The 25,068-nt window shown below is 62.5% G+C and carries 20 protein-coding genes; 15 read left to right on the top strand and 5 right to left on the bottom strand.

The annotated features are described in order from the left end of the window. Positions 1-158: 158 nt before the first annotated feature. The 6 genes from gap to AC58X1_RS14705 all read left to right on the top strand — a co-directional run bounded on the left by gap (position 159) and on the right by AC58X1_RS14705 (position 6,929). Positions 159-1,160: a type I glyceraldehyde-3-phosphate dehydrogenase gene (gene gap, locus AC58X1_RS14730; protein WP_101316958.1), complete on the top strand. Its 1,002-nt coding sequence runs from the start codon at positions 159-161 to the stop codon at positions 1,158-1,160. A gap of 142 nt (positions 1,161-1,302) precedes the next feature. Continuing rightward, complete coding sequence (locus AC58X1_RS14725; RefSeq protein ID WP_103436221.1) at positions 1,303-1,815, top strand: RNA polymerase sigma factor; 513 nt, start codon at positions 1,303-1,305, stop codon at positions 1,813-1,815. Between the two features lie 93 nt (positions 1,816-1,908). Continuing rightward, positions 1,909-2,871, top strand: a complete 963-nt coding sequence (locus AC58X1_RS14720; RefSeq protein WP_181088632.1) for a FecR family protein — start codon at positions 1,909-1,911, stop codon at positions 2,869-2,871. 138 nt (positions 2,872-3,009) lie between these two features. Next, positions 3,010-5,586: a TonB-dependent receptor gene (locus tag AC58X1_RS14715; RefSeq protein ID WP_497429038.1), complete on the top strand. Its 2,577-nt coding sequence runs from the start codon at positions 3,010-3,012 to the stop codon at positions 5,584-5,586. 268 nt (positions 5,587-5,854) lie between these two features. Beyond that, positions 5,855-6,463, top strand: a complete 609-nt coding sequence (locus tag AC58X1_RS14710) for a biliverdin-producing heme oxygenase (protein ID WP_188035473.1) — start codon at positions 5,855-5,857, stop codon at positions 6,461-6,463. A gap of 52 nt (positions 6,464-6,515) precedes the next feature. Further along, positions 6,516-6,929, top strand: coding sequence for a YbaN family protein (locus tag AC58X1_RS14705; protein ID WP_103436217.1), 414 nt, complete (start codon positions 6,516-6,518; stop codon positions 6,927-6,929). Position 6,930: 1 nt separating this feature from the next. On the opposite strand, the gene arcD (AC58X1_RS14700) is transcribed toward AC58X1_RS14705, so the two are convergent. Then, on the bottom strand, positions 6,931-8,358 hold the full coding sequence (arcD, locus tag AC58X1_RS14700; protein ID WP_497429037.1) for an arginine-ornithine antiporter: 1,428 nt from the start codon (positions 8,356-8,358) through the stop codon (positions 6,931-6,933). A 425-nt stretch (positions 8,359-8,783) separates the two neighbouring features. On the opposite strand from arcD (AC58X1_RS14700), the gene arcD (AC58X1_RS14695) reads away from it, so the two are divergent. From arcD (AC58X1_RS14695) to AC58X1_RS14665, 7 genes are all read left to right on the top strand, one after another. After that, positions 8,784-10,211: an arginine-ornithine antiporter gene (arcD, locus tag AC58X1_RS14695; RefSeq protein ID WP_101316946.1), complete on the top strand. Its 1,428-nt coding sequence runs from the start codon at positions 8,784-8,786 to the stop codon at positions 10,209-10,211. Positions 10,212-10,242: 31 nt separating this feature from the next. Beyond that, on the top strand, positions 10,243-11,499 hold the full coding sequence (gene arcA, locus AC58X1_RS14690; protein ID WP_150572047.1) for an arginine deiminase: 1,257 nt from the start codon (positions 10,243-10,245) through the stop codon (positions 11,497-11,499). A gap of 70 nt (positions 11,500-11,569) precedes the next feature. Then, the gene (locus AC58X1_RS14685; RefSeq protein ID WP_101316942.1) at positions 11,570-12,580 is read left to right on the top strand and encodes an ornithine carbamoyltransferase; all 1,011 of its coding nucleotides are present in this window, start codon (positions 11,570-11,572) and stop codon (positions 12,578-12,580) included. 108 nt (positions 12,581-12,688) lie between these two features. Beyond that, positions 12,689-13,618: a carbamate kinase gene (gene arcC / locus AC58X1_RS14680; protein WP_447735526.1), complete on the top strand. Its 930-nt coding sequence runs from the start codon at positions 12,689-12,691 to the stop codon at positions 13,616-13,618. Positions 13,619-13,674: 56 nt separating this feature from the next. Next, complete coding sequence (locus AC58X1_RS14675) at positions 13,675-14,043, top strand: DUF5064 family protein (RefSeq protein ID WP_101316938.1); 369 nt, start codon at positions 13,675-13,677, stop codon at positions 14,041-14,043. A 109-nt stretch (positions 14,044-14,152) separates the two neighbouring features. Then, positions 14,153-15,661: a transcriptional regulator GcsR gene (gcsR, locus tag AC58X1_RS14670; RefSeq protein WP_101316936.1), complete on the top strand. Its 1,509-nt coding sequence runs from the start codon at positions 14,153-14,155 to the stop codon at positions 15,659-15,661. 100 nt (positions 15,662-15,761) lie between these two features. After that, on the top strand, positions 15,762-16,619 hold the full coding sequence (locus tag AC58X1_RS14665; protein WP_497429036.1) for an SDR family oxidoreductase: 858 nt from the start codon (positions 15,762-15,764) through the stop codon (positions 16,617-16,619). 54 nt (positions 16,620-16,673) lie between these two features. On the opposite strand, the gene AC58X1_RS14660 is transcribed toward AC58X1_RS14665, so the two are convergent. Beyond that, on the bottom strand, positions 16,674-16,838 hold the full coding sequence (locus tag AC58X1_RS14660) for a hypothetical protein (RefSeq protein WP_191622787.1): 165 nt from the start codon (positions 16,836-16,838) through the stop codon (positions 16,674-16,676). A gap of 315 nt (positions 16,839-17,153) precedes the next feature. Here AC58X1_RS14660 and AC58X1_RS14655 point away from each other — a divergent pair, with 315 nt between their 5' ends. Continuing rightward, positions 17,154-17,363 carry a hypothetical protein gene (locus AC58X1_RS14655; RefSeq protein ID WP_259075700.1) on the top strand — a complete coding sequence of 70 codons (210 nt, stop codon included), beginning with the start codon at positions 17,154-17,156 and terminating at the stop codon, positions 17,361-17,363. 206 nt (positions 17,364-17,569) lie between these two features. Here AC58X1_RS14655 and AC58X1_RS14650 read toward each other — a convergent pair whose 3' ends face one another. The 3 genes from AC58X1_RS14650 to AC58X1_RS14640 all read right to left on the bottom strand — a co-directional run bounded on the left by AC58X1_RS14650 (position 17,570) and on the right by AC58X1_RS14640 (position 23,343). Next, entirely contained in the window at positions 17,570-20,719 is a 3,150-nt protein-coding gene (locus AC58X1_RS14650) for an efflux RND transporter permease subunit (protein WP_497429035.1), read from the bottom strand. 24 nt (positions 20,720-20,743) lie between these two features. Continuing rightward, the gene (locus tag AC58X1_RS14645; RefSeq protein WP_150571078.1) at positions 20,744-22,003 is read right to left on the bottom strand and encodes an efflux RND transporter periplasmic adaptor subunit; all 1,260 of its coding nucleotides are present in this window, start codon (positions 22,001-22,003) and stop codon (positions 20,744-20,746) included. Between the two features lie 68 nt (positions 22,004-22,071). Next, entirely contained in the window at positions 22,072-23,343 is a 1,272-nt protein-coding gene (locus AC58X1_RS14640; RefSeq protein ID WP_259075705.1) for a TolC family protein, read from the bottom strand. 348 nt (positions 23,344-23,691) lie between these two features. Here AC58X1_RS14640 and AC58X1_RS14635 point away from each other — a divergent pair, with 348 nt between their 5' ends. Further along, positions 23,692-25,035 (top strand): OprD family porin, encoded by a 1,344-nt coding sequence (locus AC58X1_RS14635; RefSeq protein ID WP_497429034.1) that lies wholly within the window; start codon positions 23,692-23,694, stop codon positions 25,033-25,035. Positions 25,036-25,068: the final 33 nt, after the last annotated feature.

Raw genomic sequence — 25,068 nt, 5'->3', positions numbered from 1 at the left:
TTGTATGTTTACACAAAATACTGCCATCAAAAGGGCTTGTTTTCTATCCCATAACGCATAATCTTGTAATTCCAATAACAAAATCGTTTCAGTGAATGCGTGCTCCACGGCAATAGGCCTTGTGCCACAGCTTTCACCCGACTGCCAGAGGTATTACCATGACCCTACGCATCGCCATCAACGGATTCGGCCGTATCGGGCGCAACGTCCTGCGCGCACTGTATACCCAAGGCTACCGGCAAGACCTGCAGGTCGTCGCCATCAACGATCTGGGCGACAGCGCGATGAACGCCCACCTGCTCAAGTACGACAGCGTCCACGGCATTTTCGATGCACAGGTCGAGGCCGATCATGAAAGCCTGACCGTCAACGGCGACCGCATCGCGGTCAGCGCCATCCGTAATCCGGCCGAGCTGCCGTGGAAGGCCGAAGCCATCGACGTCGTGTTCGAATGCACCGGGCTGTTCACCGACCGCGCCAAGGCTGCAGCACATTTGAGCGCCGGCGCCGGCAAGGTGATCATTTCGGCGCCGGGCAAGGGCGTTGACGCCACCATCGTCTACGGGGTCAACCATGATGTGCTGCGTGCCTCGCACCAGATCATCTCCAGCGCCTCCTGCACCACCAACTGCCTGGCGCCGATTGCCCAGGTGCTGCACCGCGAGTTCGGCATCGAGCAGGGTTTGATGACTACCATTCACGCCTACACCAACGATCAGGTCCTGACCGACGTGTACCACAGCGACCCATACCGGGCGCGTTCGGCCACCCAGTCGATGATCCCGAGCAAGACCGGCGCCGCCGAAGCGGTCGGCCTGGTGCTGCCGGAACTGGCGGGCAAGCTGACCGGCATGGCCGTGCGCGTGCCGGTGATCAATGTGTCGCTGGTGGACCTGACCGTCAACCTCAAGCGCGAAGCCAGCGCCGAGCAGGTCAACCAGCTGTTCCTCGAAGCCAGCCGCCATTCGCGGGTCCTGGGTTACAACGCCCTGCCGCTGGTGTCATGCGACTTCAACCACAACCCGTTGTCGTCGATCTTCGATGCCAACCACACCCGCAGCAACGGTCGCATGCTCAAGGTGCTGGCCTGGTATGACAACGAGTGGGGCTTCTCCAACCGCATGCTCGACAACTGCCTCGCGCTGCACAACGCGCAGTAAGGTGGCTCGCCCAGCAGCAGCGCAGACATTGCGCTGCCTGCTCAGGCCGGACATACGCCTCGCAGGGGATCAGTTTTAACGCTTGACCAATACAGGTGATGATAAGCATTATCATTAACCTCCGTATCGGCCAGGTCGCCCCGTGAGTCAGTCACGCTTCAATATCGTCTTCCTAACCCAACGCCTCAGCCTGCTGCGCACGTTGCAAGGCATGGTGGGCAACCCCAGTACCGCTGAAGACCTGCTCCAGGAAACCTACCTGCGGGTAACCCGCGCCCTCGGCGAACGGCCGGTCGAACACCTTGAGCCATTCGTGTTCCAGACTGCCCGCAACCTGGCCCTGGATCACCTGCGCGCCCGCCGCGTACAAGCGCGCACGCTGGTCGAGGATGTGCCCGAACAGATCCTGCACAACGTCGCCGCTCCCACCAGCAGCAGCGAGGACGCCGCCCACGCCGAGCAGTTGCTCAAGCACCTGAGTGTCAGCCTTGGCCAACTGAGCACGCGCCAGCAGCGCATCTTCATCCTCAGCCGCCTGCACGGCGCCAGCTACCTGGAGATTGCCGAGCAGTTGCAGGTTTCGGCGAGCACGGTGCAAAAGGAACTGAAACTGATCATGGCCATCTGCATGGGTGTGGCCGAGCGGCTCAAGTAAGCCGACCGCTGGCCCGCCAGGATCGGTAAAGCGCTTGCCTTGGCCCGTTGCAGCCCCGATCATTCGGCAAAATCCCCCAAGCAAGGACCCTTCGTGACCGACAGCCCCAGCCCACGCCCGACACCTGCCGGGCCCGATGCCCGCGCGCGTGCCATGGACGAGGCACTGGACTGGCTGCTGCGCCTGCAATGCGCCAGCGCAGCAGACACCGCAGCCTTCGAGGTCTGGCTGAGCGCTGCGCCGGAAAACGCCGAGGCCTATGTCGAGGCCGAAGCGGTGTGGAACGGTGTGCCCCTGCGTCAGGCCGCCGGGCAGATCCACCAGACCCAGCGCAACGCTCCAGCCGCTCGCCTGCGCCGCCACTGGAAGCCACTGGCCAGCGCAGCCGTGCTGCTGGTCGGCCTGTTCACCTTCGGCAACCTGCCGGTGCGCCTGCAGGCCGATCACCTGACCGTGGTCGGCGAGCGCCAGCGGCTGCAACTGGACGACGGCACCAAGGTCCTGCTCAACACCGACTCGGCGTTTGCCAGCGATGTGCGCGACGGCCAGCCAGTGGCCCGCCTGCTGCAAGGCGAGGCGTATTTTCAGGTAAGCCGTGCCGGTGAGCAGGCGCTTGAGGTGCAGGCCGGGCCGATGCGTGCGCAGGTCCGCGACACCGACTTTGCCGTGCGCTACCTGGATGGCCAGGCGCAGGTCCGCGTGCAGCGCGGCGATGTTGACCTGCACGCTGCCAGTGATCAGCACATTCGCCTGCGCGCCGGTGACAGCATCAGCGTTGGCCCGCAGGGTTTTGGCCAGCCCAGCCGCCCCGATATGCGCCAGGATCTGGCCTGGGTCGAGGGCCGCCTGGTGTTCGAGAACTGCCCGCTGAGCGAAGTGCTGGCCGAGGTGCGCCGTTACTATCCGGGCTGGATCATCAGCCGCAACGGCGCGCTCGAGCAGGTTGCCGTGACTGGTAACTACCGCCTCGACCAACCGCTGGAAACCTTGCGCGCGCTGGCCCAGATCACCTCAGCCAGGCTGCATGAATACCCGGCGCTGGTGATCCTCAACTGAATCGCTGACTGCCGCCTGAATTATTTTTACGCGATCGCTACCCACAACACGTCTCGTTATAGCCAATGCAACTGATTCTTGTTTTTAAACAAGAACAAGCATCACCTATAACAGTTCGCGCGTCTGGGAGCGCTTTCGATGTCCACAGCTCAACTCCGCCCGTCACCCCGCCGCCTGGGGCAGCTGTCTCTGCTGACCTTGGCCCTGATCGCCAGTGGCGCCGTCAGCCTGCCGGCCCTTGCCGCAGAGCCGGCCCAGGCCAACAGCCCGCGCATGGGCGATTACCGCTTCAGCATCAGCCAACAGCCGCTGGTTGCGGCCATCAACGCCTTCAGCCAGGTTACCGGCTGGCAGGTCGGCTTCAGCGCCGAGGTCGCCGAGGGTATCTCATCGCCCGGCGTCCAGGGCTCGCTGCCAGCCGAGCCTGCGCTGCAGCGTTTGCTGCAAGGCACCGGGCTGAGCTACCGCAAGATCGGTAACGGCAACGTGGTGCTTGAACGCCAGTCGGCCAGCAGTGTGATTGCCCTGCAGCAACTGACCGTCAGCGCCACCCGCAGCGCCCAGGATGTCAGCCAGGTACCGAGCACCGTCACTGTGCAGACCCGCGAGCAGCTGGATCGACAGAACGTCAACGATATCCAGCAATTGGTGCGTTACGAGCCGGGTGTTTCGGTTGGCGGCACCGGCCAGCGCAGCGGCCTCAACGGCTACAACATCCGCGGCATCGACGGTGAACGGATCCTGACCCAGATCGACGGAGTGTCGATCCCCGACAGTTTCTTCTACGGCCCCTACGCGCAGACCCAACGCAACTATGTCGACCCGGAAATCGTCAAGCGCGTAGAGATCCTGCGCGGCCCGGCTTCGGTGCTGTACGGCAGCAACGCCATCGGCGGCGCGGTCAGCTACTTCACCCTCGACGCGGACGACATCATCAAACCGGGCAAGGACTTCGGCGCACGCTTGAAGACCGGCTACAGCTCGGCTGACGAAAGCTGGCTGACCTCGGCCACCATCGCCGGCCGTCAGGGCGATGTCGACGGCCTGCTGCACCTGAGCCAGCGTAACGGCCATGAGACCGAGTCCTATGGCGAGCACAACGGCACCGGCCTCGATCGCACCGCGGCCAACCCGGAAGACGTGCGCACCACCAACGTGCTGGCCAAGGCCGGCTGGAACTACGCCGACGATGCGCGGCTGGGTTTCACCTACGAAAACTACAAGGATGATCGCGACCAGAACATCCTCAGTGCCGTGGGCGGGCCGTTTATCCCAGGCGTTGGCGCGAGGAACATGTACCGCGCGCGCCAGGGCAACGACACAGTTACCCGCGAACGCTTTGGCATCAACCATGAATTCGGCCTCGACAGCCTGTTCGCCGACCGCGCCAAGTGGAGCCTGAACTACCAGATCGCCAAGACCGACCAGCGCACCGAAGAGCTGTATGTCGCCTCGGGCCGCCAGGTAGCGCGTGATCGCAAGACCACCTACAAGGACCGCCAGTGGGTATTCGACGGGCAGTTGGACAAGTCCTTCAGCATCGGCCAGACCGACCATCTGCTGACCTACGGCACCACCCTCAAGCACGAAGAAGTCACCGGCACGCGCAGCGGCAGCGGCACTTGCCTGAACGTCGGCGGCAGCTGCACGGCAGTAGGCCAAGCCAGCGATGGCCAAGTGCTGGTCAGCGACTTCCCCGACCCGACCGTCGACACCTACAGCCTGTTCGCCCAGGACGAAATCCGCTGGAACAGCTGGACCTTCCTGCCCGGCGCGCGCTACGACTACACACGCATGCGACCGGAGATGACCGACGCCTTCCTGCGAGGCATTCAGGGCACCGGCGTCGCCCCTACGTCTATCGACGACTCGGACAAGAAATGGCATCGGTTGTCGCCCAAGCTCGGCGTGACCTACGCCTTTGACGACAACTACACCTGGTACGGCCAGTACGCCGAAGGCTTCCGCACGCCGACGGCCAAGTCGATGTACGGGCGCTTCGACAACCCGATTGTGGGCTACCGGGTAGAGGGTAATCCGGGCCTGGAGCCGGAAAAAAGCAAGAGTTATGAAACCGGCCTGCGCGGCAACTTTGCCGCAGGTAACTTCGATGTCGCGGTGTTCTACAACAAGTACCGGGATTTCATCAACGAAGACGCCGTGCAGTCGGCCAACCTCGGCACCACCTTCCAGGCCAGCAACATCAAGCACGCCACCATCAAGGGCGCCGAGTTCAAAGGCCGCTTGAACCTCGACCACTTTGGCGCACCGCAGGGCCTGTATGGCCAGACCTCGATTGCCTATGCCAACGGTCGCAACGATGACAATGGCCAGCCGATCAACAGCGTCAACCCGCTGACCGGCGTGTTTGGTCTCGGTTATGACCAGGCCGACTATGGCGCCCTGCTCAGCTGGACTTTGGTCAAACGCAAGACCCGCGTCGACGACAGCGCCTTCTTCGCCCCGGACGGCGCCAGCACCCAGTTCCGCAGCCCGGGCTACGGCGTGCTCGACTTGAGCGGTTTCTACAAAGTCACCGACGACGTCACCGTCAACGCCGGGCTGTACAACCTGACCAACAAGAAGTACTGGCAGTGGGATTCGGTGCGTGGCTACGACGGCCAGGGCGAAGCGGCGGTGACCCAGCCGGCCAACCTCGACCGCCTGACCATGCCCGGGCGCAATTTTGCCGTGAACGTCATCTGGGATATCTGACCTGCGCCGGCGCGATGCCCCGGCGAAACTGATATCTGGCGGGCGCCGCGTTCCCTGTAGGAGCGGCCTTGTGTCGCGAAAGGGTCGCGTAGCGGCCCCGGCATTCTGTGGTGCTGCGCAGATCCTGGGCCCGCTACGCGCGCCTTTCGCGACACAAGGCCGCTCCTACATGGACCTGCGCTGCCAGGACTATTGAGCATGAATTTTTACTGTGTTCAGCCCGCTTGTTCGTCTCGTAACTAGACCGCCCTTTTTCCAAGGATCCACCATGACCAACGCCGCCAACGCCGAGCGCCCGCTGCTGCGCTCGCAACGCCTGAATCAAGCGACCAACGCCCCACACACCGAGCTCGACGCACTGGTCAAAGCCCACGCGCCGTTTGCCAACCGTGACAACTTTGCCCGCTTCGTGGTCGCCCAGTACCTGTTTCAGTCCGAGCTGCAGGCGCTGTACAACGACCCACAACTGATCGCTATCGTGCCCGACCTGGCCGCACGCTGCCGCGCCGATCAGGCTCGCCTGGACCTGGCCGATCTCGATACCGCAGTACCGGCGCCCGTGGCTGGCGCGTTGCAGGCGCCGAGCCTGGGCGAGGCACTGGGCTGGATCTTCGTCTCCGAAGGCTCCAAACTGGGCGCCGCTTTTTTGATCAAGCGTGCAGTGACACTGGAGCTGTCCGACAGCTTTGGCGCACGTCACCTGGGTGAGCCGGCCGGTGGCCGTGCCGAAGGCTGGAAACAGTTCACGCGCATCCTCGACGGCCTGGAGCTGTCGGCTGAAGAAGACGCAGCCGCCGAGCGTGCTGCAGTCGCCGCCTTCGAGCGCTTCACCGAGTTGCTCAAGCATGCCTACGCGGCAGAAGTCGCGCCGGCCTGATACGCTTTACCCGGTCACCGCGGTGGTGGCCGGCCGTTTTTGCAGTGAGACCATGACCCAACTTGCCCGCTCGAAACTGACCCGCCTGCTGTACGCGATCCTGGCTTATGTGAGCCTGGGGATCGGCTTGGTGGCGATTGTCATTCCGGGCCTGCCGACCACCGAGTTCATTCTGCTTGCAGCCTGGGCCGCGACACGCAGCTCGCCGCGCCTGAGCGCCTGGCTGGAGAACCATCGGCTGTTCGGGCCGATCCTGCACAACTGGCGCAACGGCCGGGTGATCCAGCGCCGGGCGAAAATCAGCGCCACCGTGAGCATGCTGATTTGCGCCTGCCTGATGCTGACCTTTCTCGAGCACCGTTGGCCGGTGTTTCTGGCCATCGCCGGCATGAGCCTGGGCAACCTGTGGATCTGGTCACGCCCGGAGCGCGTTCAGCCCGCAGCCTCCAACTGCAACGCCGGCTGAGCTAGAGCGTCAACAACCCCGCGTACAGCGCATACGCGGCCACGCCTGCACCTGCCAGCACCGCAGCGAAAATCAGCTTTTCCCAGCCGCTGAAGAGCGCCTGGCCCTGCTCGTGCTTGGCCCTTGCAAACAGAATCACCCCTGGCGCATACAGCAACGCCGACAGCAGCAGGTACTTGAGCCCGCCGGCGTACAACAGCCAGATCGCGTAGACCAGCGCCAGGCCGGCCACCACCAGGTCCTTGCGGCGCAGCCCGGCTTGCTCGGCATAGCCTTCACCGCGCAGCGCCAGCAGCACCGCATAGGCCGCGGACCACAGGTACGGCACCAGAATCATCGACGACGCCAGATAGATCAGGCTGGTGTAGGTGCCTGCCGAAAACAGCGTGATCAGCAAAAAGCCCTGGATCATGCAGTTGGTCAGCCACAGCGCGTTGGCCGGCACGTGATTGGCGTTCTCGACGGTGAGAAAACGCGGCATGGTCTTGTCCTTGGCCGTGGCGTAGAGGATCTCTGCACACAACAGTGCCCACGACAGCAGCGCGCCCAGCAGTGACACCGCCAGGCCAAGGCTGATCAGCAGCGCGCCCCATGGGCCGACGATATGCTCCAGCACCGCTGCCAGCGACGGGTTCTGCAACCCCGCCAGCTCCGGCTGGGTCATCACCCCAAGCGACAGCACGTTGACCAGCACCAGCAAGGCGAGCACGCCGAGAAAGCCGATCACGGTCGCCTTGCCCACGTCTGAACGGCGCTGGGCCCGCGCCGAGTACACGCTCGCGCCCTCGATGCCGATAAACACGAACACGGTCACCAGCATCATGTTGCGGACCTGCTCCATGACGCTGCCGAACTGCGGGTTGCTCGCGCCCCAGAAGTCGCGGGTGAAGACTTCGGCACGAAACGCCACGGCGGCAATCACGATGAAAATCAGCAGTGGCACTACCTTGGCCACGGTAGTGATCAGGTTGATGAACGCGGCTTCCTTGATCCCACGCAGCACCACAAAGTGCACGCACCAGAGCAACACCGAGGCGCAGCCGATCGCCACCGGCGTATTGCCCTCGCCGAACATCGGGAAGTAAAACCCCAGGGTGCTGAACAGCAGTACGAAGTAGCCGACGTTGCCCAGCCAGGCGCTGATCCAGTAGCCCCACGCCGAAGAGAAACCCATGTAGTCGCCAAAGCCGGCCTTGGCGTAGGCATACACCCCCGAGTCGAGTTCGGGTTTGCGGTTGGCCAGGGTCTGGAACACGAACGCCAGCGCCAGCATGCCTACGGCGGTGATGCCCCAGCCGATCAACACAGCGCCGGCGTCGGCGCGGGCGGCCATGTTCTGCGGCAGCGAAAAGATTCCGCCACCTATCATCGAACCCACTACCAGCGCAATCAATGCACCGAGTCGCAGTTTATTTCCAGGCTCGCTCATTGGGCGCCCACCGTTGGTTGATGTCATCTGCACGCAAAACTTTTGAGCCCATATAAATAGCGCTGTATATGCGCTGTCACCCTTAAACGCTATAGCACTAATAGCAACACTGTCTATAGGCGATCCTGTGCGCCAGTGGGAGACTGCCGGGCAACTATAGCCTCTACAGTAATAATTTTAATTTACGCTGAAAATTTGCCTATCCAGTAAAAGCGGCTAGTTTGAAACATCGCAGGCAGAACAGAGTGTTTACTCTACCTAGACATGGAGTTGCCGGTGCAAAGGCCTGCAGCAGAGCGGTCGGCACACTCCAGGAGACACGTCTGGCCCAGGCCTTACGTTGCCATGAACTGATCTACATCAGCGAATGCCGGCGGCGTCAGGTTTACCATGACGTCAACTTTCTCCTGGTACGGAGTCGTTAAATGTCTGATTCTCCCGAAAAACTTAAACTCGGCGCACTGGTCGCACTTGTGGTCGGCTCGATGATTGGTGGCGGGATATTTTCCCTGCCGCAAAACATGGCCGCCAGTGCCGGTGTTGGCGCGGTATTGATTGGCTGGGCAATTACCGCAGTAGGCATGTTGACCCTGGCGTTCGTATTCCAGACCCTGGCCAATCGCAAGCCCGATCTGGACGGTGGCGTGTATGCCTACGCCAAGGCTGGATTTGGTGACTACATGGGCTTTTCCTCAGCCTGGGGTTACTGGATCAGTGCCTGGCTGGGCAACGTCGGTTACTTCGTGCTGTTGTTCAGCACCCTCGGTTATTTCTTCCCGGTATTTGGCGAAGGCAACACGCCGGCGGCGGTGATCGGCGCCTCGATCCTGCTCTGGGCCGTGCATTTTCTGGTGCTGCGCGGGATCAAGGAAGCCGCCTTCATCAACCTGGTGACGACCATCGCCAAGGTGGTGCCGCTGGCCTTGTTCGCGCTGATCTGCCTGTTCGCGTTCAAGCTCGACGTGATCACCGCCGACATCTGGGCGGTCGGCTCGCCGGACCTGGGAAGCGTGATGAACCAGGTGCGCAACATGATGCTGGTCACCGTGTGGGTGTTCATCGGCATCGAGGGCGCGAGCATCTTCTCCTCCCGCGCAGAAAAACGCGCCGACGTCGGCAAGGCCACGGTAATCGGATTTATCACCGTGCTGCTGTTCCTGGTGCTGATCAACGTGCTGTCGATGGGCGTGATGACCCAACCGGAACTGGCCAAGCTGCAGAACCCGTCGATGGCGGCAGTGCTTGAGCATGTGGTCGGCCACTGGGGCGCGGTGCTGATCAGCGTCGGCCTGATCATCTCGCTGCTCGGGGCGTTGCTGTCGTGGGTGCTGCTGTGCGCCGAGATCATGTTCGCGGCGGCCAAGGACCACACCATGCCGGAGTTCCTGCGCCGCGAAAACGCCAACCATGTCCCGACCAACGCCCTTTGGCTGACAAACGCGATGGTGCAGGTGTTCCTGATCATCACCCTGTTCTCGGCCAGCACCTACCTGTCGCTGATCTACCTTGCCACCTCGATGATCCTGGTGCCCTACCTGTGGTCGGCGGCCTACGGCTTTCTCATGGCGCTGCGCGGCGAAACCTACGAACAAGCACCCGGTGAGCGGCGCAAGGACCTGCTGATCGGCGCCATCGCCCTGCTCTACGCGATCTGGCTGCTGTATGCCGGCGGCATGAAGTACCTGCTGCTGTCGGCGCTGCTGTATGCGCCTGGGGCGATCCTGTTCGCCAAGGCCAAGCGTGAACTGGGGCAACCGATCTTCACCAGCATGGAGAAGCTGATCTTCGCCGCAGTAGTCGTCGGCGCGCTGGTGGCGGCCTACGGCCTGTATGACGGTTTCCTGACCCTTTAATCACCGAATCTGCATCATGGAGGCAATCACCATGTCCACCGAAAACCTCAAGTACGGCGTCCATTCCGAAGCCGGCAAACTGCGCAAAGTGATGGTCTGCTCCCCAGGCCTGGCGCACCAGCGGCTGACCCCAAGCAACTGCGACGACCTGCTGTTCGACGATGTGATCTGGGTCAACCAGGCCAAGCGCGACCACTTCGACTTCGTTACCAAGATGCGCGAGCGAGGCATCGAAGTGCTGGAAATGCACAACCTGCTGACCGAGACCGTGCAGATCCCTGAAGCGCTGAAGTGGATCCTCGACCGCAAGATCACCGCCGACACCGTCGGCCTGGGCCTGACCAACGAAGTGCGCAGCTGGCTCGAAGGTATGGAGCCGCGCCGTCTGGCTGAGTTTCTGATTGGCGGCGTGGCCGGCGAAGACCTGCCTGAAAGCGAAGGCGCCAGCGTGATCAAGATGTACCGCGACTACCTCGGTCACTCCAGCTTCCTCCTCGACCCGCTGCCCAACACCCAGTTCACCCGCGACACCACCTGCTGGATCTACGGCGGCGTCACGCTGAACCCGATGTACTGGCCAGCGCGCCGTCAGGAAACCCTGCTGACCACCGCCATCTACAAGTTCCACCCACAGTTCACCAACGCCGAGTTCGAAATCTGGTACGGCGACCCTGACCAGGACCACGGCAAGGCCACCCTGGAAGGCGGCGACGTGATGCCGATCGGCAATGGCGTGGTCTTGATCGGCATGGGTGAGCGCACTTCGCGCCAGGCCATCGGCCAACTGGCGCAGTCGCTGTTCGCCAAGGGCGCGGTAGAAAAAGTAGTGGTCGCCGGCCTGCCCAAATCGCGCGCGGCGATGCACCTGGATACCGTGTTCAGCTTCTGCGACCGCGACCTGGTCACGGTCTTCCCGGAAGTAGTCAAAGAGATCGTGCCGTTCGTGATCCGTCAGGACAGCAGCAAGCCGTATGGCCTGGACGTGCGCCGCGAGCACAAGAGCTTCATCGAAGTGGTCGCCGAGTCGCTCAACCTGAAGGAGCTGCGCGTGGTGGAAACCGGCGGCAACGCCTTTGCCGCCGAGCGCGAGCAGTGGGATGACGGCAACAACGTGGTCGCGCTCGAGCCTGGCGTGGTCATCGGCTACGACCGCAATACCTATACCAATACCCTGCTGCGCAAGGCGGGAGTGGAGGTCATCACCATCAGTGCCGGCGAACTCGGCCGTGGCCGTGGCGGCGGCCACTGCATGACCTGCCCGATCATCCGCGACCCTATCGATTACTGAAATAGCCAGCACCCCGGCCGCGCTCACCAGGCGCCGGCCGGGTACCTCACCGAATCCAAGGAGAACTGTCATGGCGTTCAACATCCACAACCGCAACCTGCTCAGCCTGGAACACCACACCACGCGCGAGCTGCGCTACCTGCTCGACCTGTCCCGCGACCTCAAGCGCGCCAAGTACACCGGCACCGAGCAGCAGCACCTGAAGGGCAACAACATTGCCCTGATCTTCGAAAAGACCTCGACCCGCACCCGCTGCGCGTTCGAAGTGGCCGCCTACGACCAAGGCGCAAACGTCACCTACATCGACCCCAATTCGTCGCAGATCGGTCACAAGGAAAGCATGAAGGACACCGCACGGGTGCTCGGGCGCATGTACGACGCCATCGAGTACCGCGGCTTCAAGCAGGAGATCGTCGAAGAGCTGGCCAAGTTTGCCGGGGTACCGGTGTTCAACGGCCTGACCGATGAATACCACCCTACCCAGATGATCGCCGACGTGCTGACCATGCGCGAAAACAGCGACAAGCCGATCCACGACATCAGCTACGCCTACCTGGGCGACGCCCGCAACAACATGGGCAACTCGCTGCTGCTGATCGGCGCCAAACTCGGCATGGACGTGCGCATTGCCGCGCCCAAGGCGCTGTGGCCGCACGATGATCTGGTCGAACGCTGCCACAAATACGCCGAAGAAAGCGGCGCGCGCATCACCCTCACCGAAGACCCGAAAGCGGCGGTCAAAGGCGTCGATTTCGTCCATACCGACGTCTGGGTATCGATGGGCGAGCCAGTCGAAGCCTGGGGCGAACGCATTCAGCAACTGCTGCCGTATCAGGTCAACGCCGAGCTGATGAAGGCCACCGGCAACCCGCGGGCCAAGTTCATGCACTGCCTGCCGGCGTTCCACAACTCCGACACCAAGGTCGGCAAGCAGATCGCCGAGCAGTACCCGCACCTGGCCAACGGTATCGAAGTGACCGACGACGTGTTCGAGTCGCCGGCCTGCATTGCCTTCGAGCAGGCGGAAAACCGCATGCACACGATCAAGGCGATCCTGGTCTCGACCCTGGCCGATCTCTGACCGATCCGCTGGGCTGGCGTGGCCGCTGCTGGGTGAATTGCTGCTTGTCAGCACGTTCACGTGCAGCGGCCACGCCGTCTGCTCCTCTCTGCCAAAGGACACTTCACCATGCGTATCGTTGTTGCACTGGGCGGCAACGCCCTGCTCCGCCGAGGCGAGCCTCTGACCGCTGACAATCAGCGAAGCAACATCCGCACCGCCACCGAACAGATCGCCAAGATCCACCCCGGCAATGAACTGGTCATCGCCCACGGCAACGGTCCGCAGGTCGGTTTGCTGTCGCTGCAGGCCCAGGCCTACAAGCCGGACGAAGCCTACCCGCTGGACGTGCTTGGCGCTGAAACCGAAGGCATGATCGGCTACATGATCGAACAGGAGCTGGGCAACCTGCTCGACTTCGAAGTGCCGTTCGCCACCCTGCTCACCCAGGTCGAAGTCGACGCCAACGACCCGGCCTTCAAGGACCCGACCAAGTTCATCGGCCCGGTCTACAGCAAGGAGGACGCCGAGCGTCTGGCCAAGGACAAGGGCTGGGTGGTCAAGCCTGACGGCGACAAATACCGCCGGGTAGTCGCCAGCCCGAAACCCAAGCGCATCTTCGAAATCCGTCCGATCAAATGGTTGCTGGAAAAACGCAGCATCGTGATCTGTGCCGGTGGCGGCGGCATCCCCACCATGTACGATGAAAACCGCAAGCTCAAAGGCATCGAAGCGGTGATCGACAAGGACCTGTGTTCGGCCCTGCTGGCTGAACAGCTGGACGCTGATCTGCTGGTCATCGCCACCGACGTCAATGCCGCGTATATCGACTTCAACAAGCCCACGCAGAAGGCGATTGCCCAGGCTCACCCGGATGAACTGGAGCGGCTTGGCTTTGCCGCAGGCTCGATGGGACCCAAGGTGCAGGCTGCCTGCGACTTCGCCCGCAACACCGGCAAGGTCGCGGTGATTGGCTCGCTGGCCGACATCGAAGAGATCGTCAAAGGCACCGCCGGCACTCGGGTATCCACCGCCAAGCCTGGAATAAGCTACCGTTGATTGCAGTTGGCGGGTGCCGGTCGCCCGCCGTTTTCACACCTTTGCGAGGAGCTATCATGGCCAAGTTCGAGCCAGGTCACGTGCATATCGAGCGCATGGCGCTGCACAACCAGGATCACAGCTACGACCTCAACATCAACTACGAAGTGGCCACGGACCCCAAGGACGGCGCCGGCATCCAGTTTCGTATGCACGGCAGCATCGAAGGCAAGCCGGTCGATGAGACGTTCTTTCTGGCCAAGGATCAGGTCCTGCCGAGCTTTCTCAGCATCGCCACGCGCAAGGCCCAGAGCTACATGCCGCAGCCGAAAAAATTCGAAAGCATGGGCTCGTCGCACAAAATCTATGACCTGATGTTTGAAGACATCCGCCAGAAGCTCGCGGTCAAATCCGGCGACTGCGTCAAGCCTGAGCATCTGGAATAGCCTCTACGGCGACAGTACCGCCGGCAGTTTTGTTGATGCACAAGGCTTGAAGCCTGAGGCGGGCGCGGCATACTGAGCGCCTCTGCGGCCACAGCCTTGTACGCTCCCCATGCGCATTCACGTCAGCTTCATCGACCGCGTCGGCATCACCCAGGAAGTCCTGGCCCTGCTCGGTGCCCGCCATCTCAACCTGGACGCCGTGGAGATGGTCCCGCCCAACGTCTACATCGACGCCCCGACCCTCAGCCCGGCGGTGCTCGAAGAACTGCACGATGCCCTGCTGGAAGTGCACGGCGTGCAATCGGTGGAAGTGGTCGACATCCTCCCCGGACAGCGCCGCCACCTGCAGCTGGATGCCTTGCTGGCAGCCATGAGCGACCCGGTGCTGGCCGTCGACAGCGCCGGCAAGGTGTTGCTGGCCAACCCGGCGCTGATCGCCCTGTGCGGGCGCGAGTCGGCTGGGCGCTCGGTTGGCGAGCTGTTCAAGGACCCGGCGCTGCTGCAGGCGCTGCTGGACAACAACTTCCACCTGCCGATGCGCGAGATGCAGTTCGACGGCCACAGCCTGCTCCTGGATGCCACGCCGATCACCCATGCCGGCGGCCTGCTGACGCTGTACCCGCCCAAGCGTATGGGGGAGCGCTTGTCGGCGCTGCACCATGATCACGCCGAAGGCTTCGATGCGCTGCTCGGCGACTCGCCAGCCATTCGCACCCTCAAGGCCCGTGCCCTGCGTGTGGCGGCGCTGGATGCGCCGTTACTGGTGCATGGCGAAACCGGCACCGGCAAGGAGCTGGTGGCCCGCGCCAGCCATGCCCTGAGCAGCCGTCAGGGCGCGCCGTTTCTGGCTCTCAACTGCGCCGCGCTGCCCGAGAGCCTGGCCGAGAGCGAACTGTTCGGCTATGCCCCGGGCGCGTTTACCGGCGCGCAGCGCGGTGGCAAGCCGGGGCTGATGGAGCTGGCCAACCAGGGTACGGTGTTTCTCGACGAAATCGGCGAGATGTCGCCGTACCTGCAGGCCAAGCTGCTGCGTTTTCTCAACGACGGCAGCTTTCGCCGGGTCGGTGGCGATCGCGAGGTCAAGGTCGATGTACGCATCATCAGCGCCACCCACCGTGACCTCGAACGCATGGTCAGCGAGGGCAGCTTTCGCGAGGACCTGTTCTACCGCCTCAACGTGCTCAACCTGCAAGTGCCGCCGCTGCGCGAGCGCGGCCAGGACATTCTGCTGCTGGCGCACTATTTCATGCAGCAGGCCTGCACGCAGATCCAGCGCCCGACCTGCCAGCTCGCCCCAGGCACCCATGCAGCGTTGCTGGCCAACCCGTGGCCGGGCAACGTGCGCCAATTGCAGAACGTGATCTTCCGCGCTGCGGCCATCTGCGACAGCGACCTGGTCGACATTGGCGACCTGGACATCGCCGGCACCGCGGTGCGCCGAGGCCAGGACACCGAGGTGGCCAGCCTTGAGCAGGCAGTTGGCGATTTCGAGCGTGAGCTGTTGCAGCGCCTGTACCCCAGCTATCCCTCCACCCGGCAGCTGGCAGCACGGCTGAATACCTCACATACTGCGATTGCTCAGCGTCTGCGCAAGTACGGGATCCCCGCCAAACCCTGAGGCTTGACCACTGGTCGCGTTGACCGCGCATGCACTCCAACTCCCGCGGATGAGCTCCTTCCAATAACAGGAGCCTTTCATCTCAACAGGAGTACCGACCATGCGCGATTACCCTACGCCACCGTTTCCGGCACAACCGCAGGACGTACCCGGCGAGCAGCAGAAGATGCAACCGCTCCCCGATTGCGGTGAGCACAGCTATAAAGGCAGTGGCCGCCTGCAGGGCAAGATTGCCCTGATCACTGGCGGCGACAGCGGCATCGGCCGCGCCGTGGCGATTGCCTATGCACGTGAAGGTGCCGACGTCGCCATTGCTTATCTGAATGAACACGAAGACGCCCAGGAAACTGCCCGCTGGGTCGAGCAGGCCGGTCGCCAATGCCTGCTGTTGCCGGGCGATCTGGCGCACAAGGCGGTGTGCTACGAAACCGTCGACAAAACGGTGGAGAAATTCGGCCGCATCGACATCCTGGTCAACAATGCCGCGTTCCAGATGTCCCACGAAAACCTCGAAGACATCACCGATGACGAGTGGGTGATGACCTTCGATGTGAACATCACTGCCATGTTCCGCATCTGCCAGCGCGCGCTGCCGTCGATGGCCAAGGGCAGTTCGATCATCAACACCAGCTCGATCAACTCCGATTCGCCCAAGCCGACACTGCTGCCGTACGCGACGACCAAAGGTGCGATCGCCAACTTCACCGCCGGGTTGGCGCAGATGCTTGGCAGCAAGGGCATTCGCGTCAACAGCGTCGCACCTGGCCCGATCTGGACACCATTGATCCCGGCGACCATGCCGGTCGAAGAGGTCAGCGAATTCGGTACGCAAACGCCGATGGGCCGCCCTGGCCAGCCGGTCGAAGTCGCCCCGATCTACGTGCTGCTGGGCTCGGATGAGGCCAGCTACATTTCCGGTTCGCGCTATGGCGTGACCGGCGGTAAGCCCATCCTGTAAACCCCGCAAAAAAAGCGGCGCGCATCCCGAGAGATGCGCGCCGCTTTTTCATTTTTACTTGCGCTGCTGGTCTTCCTGACGTGCAGTTTTCTGCGCGGTCGAATCATGCTCGGTGCCCGTCGAGCCGTCTGGCCGGCGTGCATCGTTGTCGCGCTCGGCTTCTCCGGCGGACTTGCTCGGTGTTTGTTGCTGGTGTTGTTTATCGGCGGGGTTGTGCATACATTTTTCTCCTAGCCTTTGCTGTAGTCGGGCGATACCGCAGAACCGCGTCATCTACCTATTGGGAGAAAAACGGTTAGAAATCGTGCCCTATTTTTATCAAAACAAGACGAATGGTCGGGCAATGAACGTTCAAAAGTTGAATTCAACTAACGCTGCCGTAATCTTTAGCGCGCCGATTACCCGCTGCCGTTATGAGTGCGCCAACCTAACCAAACTGTAATGGCCCACTCACCCTCGCGTTAACTTCGCCTGGTTAACCTGCATGCGAGAGAAACCGCCGTTCCCGGCAGGTTGACGATAGCGAGGTTAATTATGAAACTGCTGAAGCGCATGGCCATGGCCAGCCTGCTGATTGGAATGACCGGCACCGCATATGCTGAAGGCGGGCATGAGCGCGCCAAGCAATTCAATAAGGATTTTCGGACTGAACAGGCACGACTTTGGGATAGCAAGTCGTTGCAGCAGGATGACAAACAAAAAGTTGCGCAACAGCAGAAACAGCCACGCACTGAAAGTAAGTAAGTTGTCATACCAATAACGGGGCCGCTGCGCGCCCCTTCGCGGCGGTCCGGCGTCCCGGTGAACCCGCTCCCACAGGGTTGTGAGTTAACTTATCAACCTGTGGGAGCGGGTTCACCCGCGAAGGGCCGCGCAGCGGCCCCGCTCTATTCAATCTTCAATAAAAAAACCCACAATCTGCATTGTGGGTTTTTTGTTGGGCAACTACTTCAAGCCTGCTCTACCTCATCATCACGCCGATGCACCCAGTGATACAGCGCCGGCAACACCAGCAGCGTCAACGCCGTAGACGACAGAATCCCGCCAATCACCACGGTCGCCAGCGGCCGTTGCACCTCAGCGCCGGTGCCGGTGGCCAAGGCCATCGGGATGAAGCCGAGCGACGCCACCAGCGCCGTCATCAACACCGGTCGCAACCGGGTCAGCGCACCTTCATCCACGGCCAGCCTGACACTGCGACCCTCCTCACGCAGCCCACGGATGAACGCGATCATCACCAGTCCGTTGAGCACCGCGACCCCGGACAAGGCAATAAAGCCGACCCCAGCCGAAATCGACAGCGGGATATCACGCAGCCACAGCGCCACCACCCCGCCGGTCAGGGCAAAGGGAATCCCGGTGAATACCAGCAAGCCGTCCTTGAGGTTGTTGAACATCAAGAACAGCAAGGTCATGACCAACAGCAAAGCCACCGGCACCACGATCTGCAGCCGCTTGGCCGCCGACTGCAACTGCTCGAACTGGCCGCCCCAGCTGGTCCAGTAACCTGCCGGGATGGCGACCGTGCTGGCCAGGGTCTCGCTGGCCTGCGCGACGAACGAGCCAAGGTCACGCCCGCGCACGTTGGCGCTGACCACCACCACGCGCTTGCCGTTCTCGCGGCTGATCTGGTTGGGCCCCAACTGCAGGTCCAGGCTGGCCACCTGCGACAAGGCGATGAAGCCAATCTGCTGGGCCCCGCTGGCGGCGCTTGCCGGCACCGGGATCAACAGGCTGGACAGCCCGGCAACGTCGGTGCGCAAGGTCTCCGAGAGGCGCACCACCATGTCGAAACGGCGGTCGCCTTCATACAAGGTGCCAGCCTCACGGCCACCTACCGCGATGGCGATGGCGTCCTGCACAGCGCCCATGCTCAGGCCATAACGTGCGGCCTTGTCGCGGTCGATATTGATGGTCAGTACCGGCAAGCCGGTGGTCTGTTCGACCTTGACCTCGGACGCGCCTGGCACGCCCTGCAACGCCGTGGCGATCTTGGCCGCAGTGCGGTTGAGCACATCCATGTCATCGCCGAAAACCTTGACCGCAACATCACTGCGCACACCGGAGATCAGCTCGTTGAAACGCAACTGAATCGGCTGCGATAGCTCATAGTTGCTTCCCGGCACGCTGGCGGCTGCCTTCTGCACCTGGGCGATCAATGCCTCCCGCGACAGGCTCGGGTCGGGCCACTGACTCTGCGGCTTGAGCATGATGTAGGCATCGGAGATGTTCGGCGGCATCGGGTCGGAGGCGATCTCGGCGGTGCCGGTACGGGCAAATATCCGTTCCACCTCTGGGACCTGCTCAATGATGGCTTTTTCCAGACGCTGCTGCATGTCGACCGACTGGGTCAGGCTGGTGCCCGGCACACGCAACGCCTGCAAGGCCAGATCACCCTCGCTCAGGCTGGGGATGAACTCGCTGCCCATGCGCGTCGCCAGCACGCCGCTGAGCAGTACCACGATGAACGCCCCGGCGAAGGCAAACCGGCGATGCTCCAGCACCCAGCGCAGCACCGGCTGGTAACCCTGGCGCGCGGTGCGCATGACCACGCCTTCCTCTTCCTTGACCTTGCCGGTGACGAACATGGCAATCGCGGCAGGCACGAACGTCACCGACAGGATCATCGCGCCGAGCAGCGCCAGCACCACGGTGAAGGCCATCGGGTGGAACATCTTGCCCTCGACCCCGGTGAGGGCAAAGATCGGCAGGTACACCACCATGATGATCAACTGACCGAAGATCAACGGCCGGCGCGCCTCGCGGGCCGCCGCGAACACCTCATGGAAACGCTCGGTCTTGCTCAGCATGCGCCCGTGCTTGTGCTGGGCATGGGCCAGACGCCGGATGGCGTTTTCCACGATCACCACCGCGCCGTCGACAATGATGCCGAAGTCCAGCGCGCCCAAGCTCATCAGGTTGGCGCTGACCTTGTTGTTGAACATGCCGGTGAAGGTGAACAGCATCGACAGCGGGATCACCATCGCCGTGATCAACGCCGCGCGGATATTGCCGAGGAACAGGAACAGAATCACGATGACCAGGATCGCCCCTTCGATCAGGTTCTTCTTGACCGTGGCAATGGCTTTTTCGACCAGATTGGTGCGGTCATAGACGGTGACCGCCACCACGCCCTTGGGCAGCGTGCGGTTGATCTCGGCGAGCTTGCTGGCAACCGCTTGCGACACGCTGCGGCTGTTCTCGTTGATCAGCATGAACACGGTGCCGAGCACCACCTCACGGCCGTTCTCGGTGGCAGCGCCGGAGCGCAGTTCCTTGCCGATGCTGACTTCGGCAACATTGCTGACGCGGATCGGCGCGCCGCCAACGCTGCTGATGACGATGTTGGCGATGTCATCGACAGTGCCCACCTGGCCAGGTGCGCGGATCAGCAATTGCTCGCCACTGCGCTCGATGTAGCCGGCGCCAACGTTGCCATTGTTGCTTTCCAGGGCAGCCAGCAAATCATTCAAGGTCAGTTTGTAGGCAGCCAGGCGCTTGGGATCGGGCGCAATTTGATACTGCTTGGCGTAGCCGCCAATGGTGTTGATTTCGGCAACCCCGGGCACGTTGCGCAACTGCGGCTTGATGATCCAGTCCTGGATCACCCGCAGGTCGGTCGGGGTGTAGGGCGTACCGTCTTCCTTCAACGCGCCAGGCTCGGTCTCGACGGTCCACAGGAAAATCTCGCCGAGCCCGGTCGATACCGGGCCCATGATCGCCTCGACGCCTTGCGGCAATTGCGCCTTGGCCACCTGCAGACGCTCGTTGACCAGCTGCCGGGCGAAGAAGATGTCGGTGCCGTCCTTGAAAATCACCGTGACCTGCGACAGGCCCGAGCGCGACAGCGAGCGGGTCTGCAGCAGCCCCGGCAGGCCGGCCATGGCCGTTTCCACGGCAAAGGTGATGCGCTGCTCGGTTTCCAGCGGTGAATAGCCTGGTGCGGCGGTGTTGATCTGAACCTGGACGTTGGTGATATCCGGGACCGCATCGATGGGCAGCTTCTGGTAGCTGTAGACCCCGACCGCAGCCATGATCAGCACCGAGATCATGACCACGATACGCTGCTCGATGGCGAATCTGATAAGACGTTCAAACATGGGCAATCTTCCTTTCGCGGCGCATCAGTGGCTGTGCTCGGCAGTGGCCTTGCCCAGCTCCGACTTGAGCGTGAAACTGCCACTGGCAGCGACCTCGACACCGGCCTGCAGGCCCGTGGTGATTTCCACATAACCGCCGTCACGCCGACCAAGGCTGACTGGGTGCGCCTCGAAGCCGTCGACGCTGCGCACGAATACCGCAGGCTGTGCTTCGAGGGTTTGTACAGCCGACTCGGGCACGGCCACGGCGACCTGGGCCGACTGCGCCGTGACCGCGATATTCACGAACAGGCCCGGGCGCCAAGCCCCCTCGGGATTGGTCAGGGTGACGCGCACGGTCGCCGCGCGGTTCTGCTCACCGAGCAGGCTGCCGACATAGCCGACCTTGCCGTCGACTTCGGCATTCATGTCTGGCGAGGACACCTTGACCGCGCGGCCGGTGGTGACCTTGTTCAAGTCACTGGGCGGCACCGCAAACGTCGCCCAGACCTGGCTGAGGTCAGACAGAATGAACGCGTTGGTGGCCTCGCTGACCACTTCGCCGACGCTCAGGTGCTTCTCCACCACCACTGCATCGAACGGTGCTCGCAGTTCGTAGCGGTTGCCGCCGGCGGCCCCGATGGCAGAGCCGATTGCGGCGATTTTCTGGCGGGCATTGGCCTGGGCAATCTCAGCCTCTTGCAGGGCCTGGCGCGCCTGCAGGTAGTCCTGCTCGGCAGAAATCTTGTCCTGCCACAACTGTTGTTCGCGGGTGAAGGTCAGCCGGGCAAGCTCCAGTCGGCGCTGGGCGGCCTGCTGTTCGCTGCGCAGGTCGGAGATCTGCTGACTGGCGATCACCGCCAGCACCTGGCCCTTGCGCACCGCCTGGCCGAGATTGGCCTGCACGCTTTCGACCACGCCAGGCACCCGCGGTACCACGTGCGCGGTGCGGTCTTCGTCGAAGCGGATTTCACCCGGGAAGCTCACCACGGTGCCGAGCTGGCGTGGCCCTGCAGGGGCGAGAACGATGCCCGCAGCCTTGATCTGCTCAGCACTGAGGGTCAGCTTGCCCTCCTCTTCTCCATGGCCTGCTTCGGCGTGCTCGTCTTCAGCGCCTTCCTGGTGGTCGTGATCATCCTCGCCTGAGTTTTTGGCTGGCGTCGCCTGCGTCTCGGCATGGCCATGATCGTCATCCTTGCCATGGGCATCGGCGTGCTGCTCGGCATTCGAGCTCCAGAGCAGGCTGCCCAGGCCGAGGGCGGCCACGGCGGCAACCGCGAGGGCGATCTTGCGTGTGTTGTTCATTGCTACTCCTGCTGATCGTGGGCAGTGACGGGCTCAGCCGCCAGGTACCGAATAAAGCGTCTGGCCGCTCAACGCGCGGCAACGGCACCATCAAGGTCGCCGTAGATCCGTTCCACTTGCGCCCGGGCAGCACTGGCGGCGCCCAGCGAGTCGAGGTACTGGCCGCGTGCGGTGATCAAGGTGCGCTGGGCATCGAGCACTTCGATAAAGCCGAACTTGCCCATTTCGAAACCGCGCGTGGCGCTGTCGAGCGCCTGCTGGGCTGCCGGTAGGATGGTCTGCTCGTAGGTCTCGACCTCGTGCATTGCGCGGGTCCATTGCAGCAGCGCGGTCTGGGTTTCACTGCGCAGCCGCTGCTCGACCGCGTTGCGTTGGTCGCGCGCCTGATCGGCGCGGCGCGCAGCCGAGAGCACGTTGCCCTGGTTGCGATCGAACAGCGGCAAGGGCATCGACAGGCCGACCACGTTGACCCGCTCGCGCACGGTGCGGTCGTATTGGCTGCCGACACTGACGGTGAGGTTGGGCACGCGCAGGGCCTTTTCCGAGCCAAGCGCGGCATCGCTCTGGTCGATCACGGCAAGCGCGTGGCGCATCTCGGCGGTCTGCTCGAGCCGGGCCAGCAGGTCGACGGAGGATGGCGGCAAGCCAGGCGACAGGCTCGGCGCATCCAGCCGCTGAACATCGGCAGTGGCGCTGCCGCTGATCAGGGCCAGGTTCTGGTAAGCCATGGCCTGTTCGGTTTCAGCACGGCGCAACTGCAGGCGCGCTTCGGCCAGCTCGACCTGGGCGCGGGTCGCCTCGACCGGCGACGACTTGCCCGCCCGCACCCGGCCATCGACAACCTTCAGGCCGCGTTCGCCGAGCTGCTGCGACTGGCGCGCCAGATCGACCCCGACCTGCGCGCGCAGCGCGGCATGAAAGGCCTCTACAACATCGGCGCGCAGGCTGTTGACCTGACGCGCCAGCTCCAGCTGGGCGACGCTCTGCCCGTAGCTGGCAGCTTCGATGCGCGCACCACGCTTGCCACCCAGCTCCAGTGCCTGGCTGAGCGTGACCGTGGTCGTGCTGCTGTTGCGGTCAGTGTCTTCAACCTCGTAAGACAGCTCAGGGTTGGGCATGACCCCAGCCTGGTCACGCGCACCTTGAGCGATGCCGATTTCCTGGCGGGCAGCTGCCAACTGCGGGTTGGCCGCCATGGCCTGGGCCAGGGCCTGGGTCAAACTCAGGCCCTGGGCCAGTGCCGGCGCGGGCAGGCCGGCGCCGATCAGCGCGCAGACAGCCAGCAGCCGGCACGCCCAGGCTGGCTTGCTGATCAAGGTGGAACGGTTGAACCGGGGCACGGTAAGGGTCCTCTGCACACATTTCACTGAAACCTGGCAAGCACCCTGCGGCCGCCGCCAAGCCCTGTTGAATCAAGTGCAGGCACGCTAATGAACGGCAGCTATCAGCGCGGTGGCGGCAACATTACAATTTTGCAAGGAAGTGAATGCGGCGTGACTTTCCAGCGCGTCCCGTTGACGTGGTCGGGCAACAGGCAAATGACCAAATTGTAATGATCGGATTACCCTGCCGTTATCTTCTGACTGCAACGATATATCCAGCGCAAATATCCCTGCGCCGCCGAGGCAGATTTCATAAAAACAACCTTTGGCACACTAATAAAAACTGCCGTATCAGGGGAGCTCTGGATGAATGTCAAACTAGCGCTGTGTGTAGCGGCAAGTTCCGCGTTATCGGCAACTTGTGCAGTTTCGGCTAACGCTGCTGACCAAGCCGAAGGTTTTATCGAAGGCAGTAGCCTGACCGTCCTCAACCGCAATTTCTATTTCAATCGGGATGATCGCAGCGCGGCAGCGCCCACTTACAACAGCGGCAAGGGCAATACCAACGGCTACTCCGAGGCCTGGGCCCACGCGATCATCAGCCGTTTCAGTTCCGGGTTCACCCAAGGTACAGTCGGCTTCGGTATCGACGCCTTTGCCATGCTCGGGCTGAAACTCGACACCGGCGACGGGCGCAACGGCGGCCGCAGCTCCTTCGACATCCTGCCTGTCGCCAGCAATGGCGAGGCCCGCGATGAGTACAGCAAACTCGGCGCTGCGGCCAAGGTGCGCCTGTTCGACACCACGGTCAGAGTCGGTGATGTGTTCCCGTCGACGCCAGTGGTGGCTGCCGGCGATTCGCGGCTGCTGCCAGAGAGTTTTCGTGGCGTCACCGTCGAGAACACCAGCATCGATGGCCTGACCGTGCAAGGTGGCCGTCTGCATGCAATGAGCCAGCCGGTCTCCAGCGACCTCAATGACAGCTTCGTCACGTTCTACGGCGGCGCAGTGGACTCACCGTGGATCGGCTACGGCGGCGGTGATTACCAGGTCAACGACACCATCAGTGTCAGCGCCTATGCCAGTCAGTTGAAAGACGTGTGGAATCAGTACTACACCGGCATCAGCCTGAATTATCCGTTGAGCGATCAATTGGCGTTGATCGGCGGTGCCAATTACTACAAGGCTGTCGATCAAGGCAAACAGCGCCTGGGCGAATTCAACAACAACATCTGGAGCGCCAAAGTAGGCGTTCAATTTGGCGCGCATACGTTGGCCCTGTCACACCAGCGCAACAACGGCGACGACGATTTCGATTACCTGCGCCAGTCGGATTCGATCTTTGTCGACAACTCGATCCAGTACAGCGATTTCAACTCGCCGAAAGAGCGCTCATGGATGCTGCGCTACGACCTGGACATGGCCAGCTATGGGATCCCCGGGCTGTCGTTCATGACCCGTTATGCCCGTGGCAGCGGCGCGGACTACAGCAACGCCAACCGCTTCTACCTGCGTACTGACAGCAACGGCGACCCGCTCACCGAGCAGAAACGCTGGGAGCGCAACATCGAGGTCAAGTACGTGGTGCAGGCGGGCCCGGCCAAGAACTTGTCAGTGCGCATGCGCCAGGCCAACACCCGCGCTACCGCCTTTGAATCGGACCTGGATGAAGTTCGCCTGATAATCGAATACCCGTTGTCGATCCTGTAATACCGCAAGTTGTACCCATTCACCTTGAGTAGC

The sequence above is a fragment of the Pseudomonas sp. PGPR N4 genome (assembly GCF_059693665.1).
Note: the sequence above shows the minus strand (reverse complement) of the source record. Positions and strands in the feature narration are given on the sequence as shown.